Raw genomic sequence first — 6126 nt, forward strand, 5'->3', positions numbered from 1 at the left:
AACGCGCCCCCGCTGCGCGGCCGGGGCGCGTTTTTGACCACCCACGCCGGGGGAGACGCCGGGGGAGAGGCGACGGGTCTGGGTGATTTGACCGTGGGGCGGGGATGCCGTAGCTTGCTGAGGTTGCAGTTGGGGCTGCAGCGAGTGTGCGGCGGGGGCCGCACCTGGGGATATCGGCACGGTTTGCATCATGCGAACCAGCGCGTCATGGGTGACGCGTGCGCGTATTCCCATCTATGTGAGGGGAACACGCGGATGATTACGCATGCCCGCAATCGGGTTGCAACTGGGGTCGCGGTCGCGTTTTTGACGGCTGGAGTGGTTTTCACGGCACTGCCTGCGCAGGCCGCGACGCAGCAGAGCGTCAACCCGTTCGCGTCGAACGGAAATTTCACGATCGTCGCCAATGGTGACGCGGCTCTCAACAACGCAGAGCTCGAAGGATCTATCGCCGTCCTGGGCACCCTGTCGACGACGAACGGCAATTACCCGATCCGGCACCAAGCGACCGGATCCGGCGCATACACCGTGCCGACAGTCGATGGCCAGCCCGTGCGCGTGTTGGCAGGTGGATTCGCCGGTGCTGGCTCATTCGACATCATGAATGGCAACGCTGAGGCGGGGTCGGCCGAACTGTCTGCGATCGCGAAGCTCGTCGACGTGTCGAACCTCACCGCAAGCGCGCGCAGCGGAGGCGTCGCTGCTGCTTCCGGCACGAACTTCACGCGTCTGTCTGACGCCGAAGGCGGCAACCTCGATCTCAAGGCGCTGGTCTACTCAGACGACGTGCTGACTACGGTCAAGACAACCGAAGGGTCGGTCTCCGATTACGTGGACTTCAGCGCCTATCCGACGGCGACCGCCTGCCTCGCCGCCGACTACAACACCACAGCGGTGAACATGGTCGCCGCGAACGTGCAGGGCAATCTCGCTATGCCGGAAGGCTTCGCCACCGACAAGCCGAACGTGCTCAACTACGAGGAGATCAAGGGCGCCACGATCAAGACGCAGAACTTCAACGGCTACACGCCGACGGCATCCGCCCCGCTGATCATCCGCGTTCCTGCCGGAACCACCACGGTCACCGGTCTCGATGTCGAGGGCTGGAGCGCTGCGCTCGGTCAGCAGCAAGATTATGCCGCGTACATCATGTTCGATCTCTCAGCGGTGACGGGCTCTGTCACTGTTCAGGGTGTCGAGATGGGCGCGATCTACGCGCCTAACGCCGATGTCACTTTTGAGAGCCTGGGCAAGAGTCACAACGGCCAGTGGGTCACGAAGTCTTTCATCGCCACCGGCGGGGGCGAGCTGCACCACTACAAGTTCGTCGGAACGATTCCGTGCGATGCGGCCACCGATGAGGAGGTGGCTGACGCTGACAACGATGCGGATGCCGACGCCGACAGCGGTGCTGATGCTGATGCTGATGCCGATGCCGACAGCGGTACTGACGCGGACAGTGGTGCTGATGCTGATGCTGATGCCGACAGCGGTACTGACGCGGACAGTGATGCGGATGCGGATGCGGATGCGGATGCGGATGCGGATGCGGATGCGGACGCCGACGTTGACGCTGACGCCGGTATTGACGTGGATGCTGATGCTGACACGGACAGCGGCGTTGACGCTGACGCTGGCATCGACGTGGATGCGGATGCGGATGCCGACGCCGACGCCGACGTTGACGCCGGTATTGACGTGGATGCTGATGCTGATGCTGACAGCGGCGCCGACACCGATACGGACAGCGGCGCCGACACGGACGCTGACGCGGACAGCGGCGCCGACACGGACACTGACGCGGACAGCGGCGCCGACACCGATACGGACAGCGGCGCCGACACGGACGCTGACACGGACAGCGGCGCCGACACGGACACCGGCGCTGACACGGACAACGGCGCTGGCGCTGACGCCAACCAGAACGCTGACGCCGATGCCGACGCGGGAACCGACGCCGACGCCGACAACGATGGCCAGGGGGCAGGCGACGCGTCTGCAAGCGACGATTCCGATGCTGATGCCAACGACAGCCGGTCAGAGTCAGCCGCATCCAGCACAAGTGTCGAGCTCGCTCTCACGGGCGGCAGCGCTCCGGTCGGCATGACCGCAGCGGCATCCGCTCTGGTCGCTCTTGGCGGTCTGCTCGCTCTGCAATCACGGCGTCGCCGCGCCTGACGCGCCACAGATGCAGTGAAAGCCATGCGGCCGCGTGCCGCATGGCTTTCACTGCATCGCGCGCGACGACGCAGGCGATGGGCGGGGTTGCGCTAGGGCGGTGCAGAGCGCCGTCGCATGGGGTGCACCCTCAGCCGCTCGTGCGGGCGGCGATCATCTTCGGTTGTAGCCGACTGGGGAGGGCAGGGAACTCCCCACCCTCCCCAGCCGCTGGGCGCGGCATCCGCTCAGGCGTCGATGGACTGGCGCCGGTCGGCGGATTCGACCTCGATCCGGCGCGGCTTGGCGCGCTCGCTGACCGGAATGATCACCGACAGCACGCCGCTCTCGTACGAGGCGCTGATGCGGTCGAGGTCGACGCCGTCGCCCAGCGTGAACTGACGCAGGAACTGACCCGCTCCGCGTTCACGGGCGAGCCAGCGCACGCCTTCGCGTCCGTCCGCCGTCCGTTGCGCGCGGATGGTGAGCTGCGAGCCGTCGAGGTCGACGTCGATCGACCCGGGGTCCACACCGGGCAGATCTGCGTGCAGCACGTACTGCTCCCCGTCGCGGAACAGGTCCACCGGCATGAGCCGGGGTGCGCGAACGGAGTCCAGCACATTCGCGGCGAAGCGATCGAGCTGACTGAACGGGTCGAATGACAGTGCCATGAGTGTCTCCTTTCGTGCGTGCCCTATGGCATGGCCTCACGAGATTATCTGCATCTCGTGCTATAGATTTGTTATAGAACAAGAACCGGATCGAATGCAAGTACCGAAGAAGGAAATCTCATACATGGCTGAGCGCGACTCCCAGACGCCCGTGTACGGCATCGCCGTGGCCGCACAGCTCAGCGGCGTGCCCGAGGCCAGCCTGCGCCTCTTCGAAGCGAGGGGCCTCGTCAGCCCCGCGCGCAGCGACGGCGGAACCCGCAGATACAGCGACGACGACATCGCGCGACTGCGGAGGGTGACCGGCCTCAGAGACGAAGGCATCAACATCGCCGGCATCCGTCGTGTGATGGATCTGGAGGACGAGAACGCGGATCTCCGCGAACAGGCCACGAAGACCGCAGCCGAGCGGATGCAGGGCCTCGACCCCGCTCGACCCTCGGAGTAAGCCGGAGGGGGCGGCAGCGCCCGCATCGGCATCCGCATCCGACGACGCCGGTACCGTGGGGACATGGATGCTGAGCTCTTCTACATACTCGTCGGCAGCGTCGTCGTGGCGGCGATCGCTCGCTGGCGAGGGTGGCCGGCGCCGCTGCTGGTCACAGTTGCGGCGCTGGCAGTGTCCTTCCTCCCCTTCGTGCCCGATCTGGAGATCGATGGACACGTGCTGCTGAATCTCGCGCTGCCGCCGTTGCTGTACTCGGCGGCGCTGGACGTCTCGTTCGTCGGTTTCAAGCGCAGCCTGCCGCAGATCCAGCGCCTTGGTATCTGGCTGGTGCTGTTGACCACGGCGGTCGTCGGGGTGATCGCGTGGCTGATCCTGCCGTCGCTGACGCTGCCGGGGGCGCTTCTGCTCGGTGCGATCGTCGCCCCGCCGGACGCCGTGTCGGCGGCGGCGATCGGCCGGAAACTCGGGCTGCCGCGACGCATCATGAACGTGCTGTCGGGCGAGAGCCTCATCAACGACGCGACGTCGCTGACGCTGTACCGGGTGTTCGCGCTCATTCTCGCCGGTGCCACGGTGACGATCTGGGAGGGTATCTGGCAGTTCGTGCTCGCCGTGGTCGTCGGCATCGCGATCGGGCTCGTGTTCGGGGTCGTCCTGCACCAGTTGCGCATGCGCGTGGGCGACGCGGTCGTCATCGGGACGTTCGGGCTGCTCGCGCCGTTCGGCGCGTACGCGATCGCCGAGCACCTGGGCGGATCGGGCGTGCTCGCGGTCGTCGCCATGGGCATCTACGTCGGATTCAACTCGCCGCGCACCGACTACACGACCCGTCAGCAGGAGAAGCCGCTGTGGCTGTCGGCCGACCTGCTGCTGGAGAGCTTCGTCTTCGCGTACATCGGGCTGCAGTTCCCGCGTGTGCTGCGCGACCTCGGCGCCGAGTCGGTCGCGCACATCCTGTGGCTGTCTGCCGCGGTGTTGCTGGCGGTGCTGATCGTGCGGCCTCTGTTCGTCTTCCCCGCGACGGCGTGGGCGAACCGGGTCGATCGACGCCGGCTCGCGCGCGTGGACCGCGGCATCGAATCGGGAGAGTTCGCCAAGCGGGCGCAGGACTCGCCGCGCTGGTCGAAGTACAGCCCCGAAGAGCTGCGTTCGCACATCGTGCGCGATCAGATGGCGGGGCTGCAGCTCAACTGGCGCGACAACGCCGTCATCTCGTGGGCGGGCATGCGCGGCGTGGTGACGCTGGCGACAGCGCTCGCCGCGGCCGATCTCGCCACGCTCGGTCCGGAGCCCTCGCACGCGATCGTCGTGGTGGCCTTCATCGTCACGGTCGGCACGCTCCTGCTGCAGGGGCTGACGCTGCCGCTGCTGATCACGCGGCTCGGCATCCGCAACGACGCTGAGCACCAGGAGGACGCCGCCGCGCTCGCCGCTGTGCAGCAGAAGACGAGGGAGGCGGGCAAAGCGTTCCTCGCGGCGAAGCGGGTGGAGTGGGAGTCGGCGCACGGAGAGCTCGACCTCAGCGTGTTCGACTCGTTCGCGAAGCGGATGAGCCAGGTGGAGAAGGCGACCGACGAGGTGCAGCAGGTGGCGGAGTCCGTGGCCCGTCCGTCGTTCGAGGGGCTCACCGCGCTGTCGCGAGGGTGGCTGCAGGTCAGGCGCGAGATCGTGGTCGCGGAGCGCGACGCGGGCAACCTCGACGAAGAGGTGATGCGTGAGCTGATGTCGGCGATGGATGCCGAGGAGCTGGCGCTGGACACGCGCGGCGCGATGCGCCACGAGCGGTAGCCCGGCGGAGGCGTCGGCCGGCATCCGTTCTGTCCCGGAGGTGTCGTCCGGCATCCGTTCTGTCTCCGGCATCCGCTCCGTCTCGCAGGTGTCGGTTGTTCCGGCTTCGGGGCATCCGAGGCCTGCATTCGTGCCACTCGCACAGGAGTTCGGGGTATCCGCGGGGGTGCGCGAAAGCGCCCCGTCTGGGATCTGCGGTCCGGGACGGGGCGCTCATGATGCGGAGGGGGTCAGCGCGAGGCGGTCGCGTCGTCGCCGGAGTCATCGGCGAAGGGCAGGCCCACGCCGGCGAGCGGCAGGCCGAGCGTCGACAGGGTCAGGGTGAGCATCACGATCGCGCCGGTGGTGCCGGCGGTCGCAACGGAGCCGACCACCGAGACGACGACGATGAGGATGTACGGCGTCGCGTCGTCCGTCGTCGCCGGGCGCGGTCACTCGGCGGTGCACTCGTCGGTGTTGTCGGTGATGATCTTCGCCGCGAGCGTGCCGTCTTCGGCGCTCGCGGCCTTGTCCTCGCCGTTCGCGATGCTGGCGAGGGTCTCGTTGCTGAGCTCCGAATCGACGAGGTAGCCGGCGAAGCAGTCGGCGACGCTGTCGGGCATCGCGTCGCTGAGACCCTGGTCTTCGAAGTGCTTCACGAGTCCCGTCGACACCTCCTCGACGGTCGGGCGGCTCACGGCGCAGGCGGTGAGCGAGATGGCGAGTGCGGCGATGGGCAGAGCCATCAACAGGCGGGCGGATCTGCGCGTATTCCGGTCGATGTTCATGATCTCACCGTCCTTGAATTGTCTGGGGGTGTGGGTGTTTGTGGGTTTTAGCATCCGGGTGCGGTGGGTTGTTCGGTGCAGGTGTGGGCGACGAGGGCGGTGTGGGTTTGGTGGATGGTGATTGTTTGGGGTGGGGAGGGGATGGAGAGGGTTCCGGGGATGGTGATCCAGCCGGTGCCGAGGTTGATGTCGGCGGTGTAGTGGGTGGTGAGGGTGGTGGTGTAGGTGCCGGGTTGTGTGTCGGTGGGGGGGGTGGGGGTGGGGGTGAAGTGGGGTTGGTCGAGGTCGGCCCAGG

The 6126-nt window shown here is 67.1% G+C and carries 6 protein-coding genes and 1 pseudogene; 3 read left to right on the forward strand and 4 right to left on the reverse strand.

Annotation, left to right across the window (positions count from 1 at the left end):
- The first annotated feature begins 318 nt into the window (after window positions 1-318).
- Window positions 319-2178 (forward strand): collagen-binding domain-containing protein, encoded by a 1860-nt coding sequence (locus QM568_RS02140; protein WP_415135348.1) that lies wholly within the window; start codon window positions 319-321, stop codon window positions 2176-2178.
- A 227-nt stretch (window positions 2179-2405) separates the two neighbouring features.
- Here the strand turns inward: QM568_RS02140 and QM568_RS02145 are convergent, their stop codons facing one another.
- Window positions 2406-2828, reverse strand: a complete 423-nt coding sequence (locus tag QM568_RS02145) for an Hsp20/alpha crystallin family protein (RefSeq protein ID WP_415135350.1) — start codon at window positions 2826-2828, stop codon at window positions 2406-2408.
- Between the two features lie 124 nt (window positions 2829-2952).
- Between QM568_RS02145 and QM568_RS02150 the strand changes: the two genes are divergently transcribed.
- Together QM568_RS02150 and QM568_RS02155 are read left to right on the forward strand one after the other, a co-directional pair.
- On the forward strand, window positions 2953-3276 hold the full coding sequence (locus tag QM568_RS02150; RefSeq protein WP_415135352.1) for a MerR family transcriptional regulator: 324 nt from the start codon (window positions 2953-2955) through the stop codon (window positions 3274-3276).
- A 63-nt stretch (window positions 3277-3339) separates the two neighbouring features.
- On the forward strand, window positions 3340-5064 hold the full coding sequence (locus QM568_RS02155) for a cation:proton antiporter (RefSeq protein WP_415135354.1): 1725 nt from the start codon (window positions 3340-3342) through the stop codon (window positions 5062-5064).
- Between the two features lie 230 nt (window positions 5065-5294).
- On the opposite strand, the gene QM568_RS02160 is transcribed toward QM568_RS02155, so the two are convergent.
- The 3 genes and pseudogenes from QM568_RS02160 to QM568_RS02170 form a co-directional block, all read right to left on the reverse strand.
- A complete protein-coding gene (locus QM568_RS02160) occupies window positions 5295-5438 on the reverse strand; it encodes a hypothetical protein (RefSeq protein WP_415135356.1) in 144 nt (47 codons plus the stop codon).
- Window positions 5439-5495: 57 nt separating this feature from the next.
- Complete coding sequence (locus tag QM568_RS02165) at window positions 5496-5831, reverse strand: hypothetical protein (RefSeq protein WP_415135358.1); 336 nt, start codon at window positions 5829-5831, stop codon at window positions 5496-5498.
- 47 nt (window positions 5832-5878) lie between these two features.
- Window positions 5879-6126 (reverse strand): annotated as a pseudogene (locus tag QM568_RS02170) (hypothetical protein); the annotation flags it as partial.

The organism is Microbacterium sp. (assembly GCF_047607465.1).
In the GTDB taxonomy this organism is placed as follows: Bacteria; Actinomycetota; Actinomycetes; order Actinomycetales; family Microbacteriaceae; genus Microbacterium.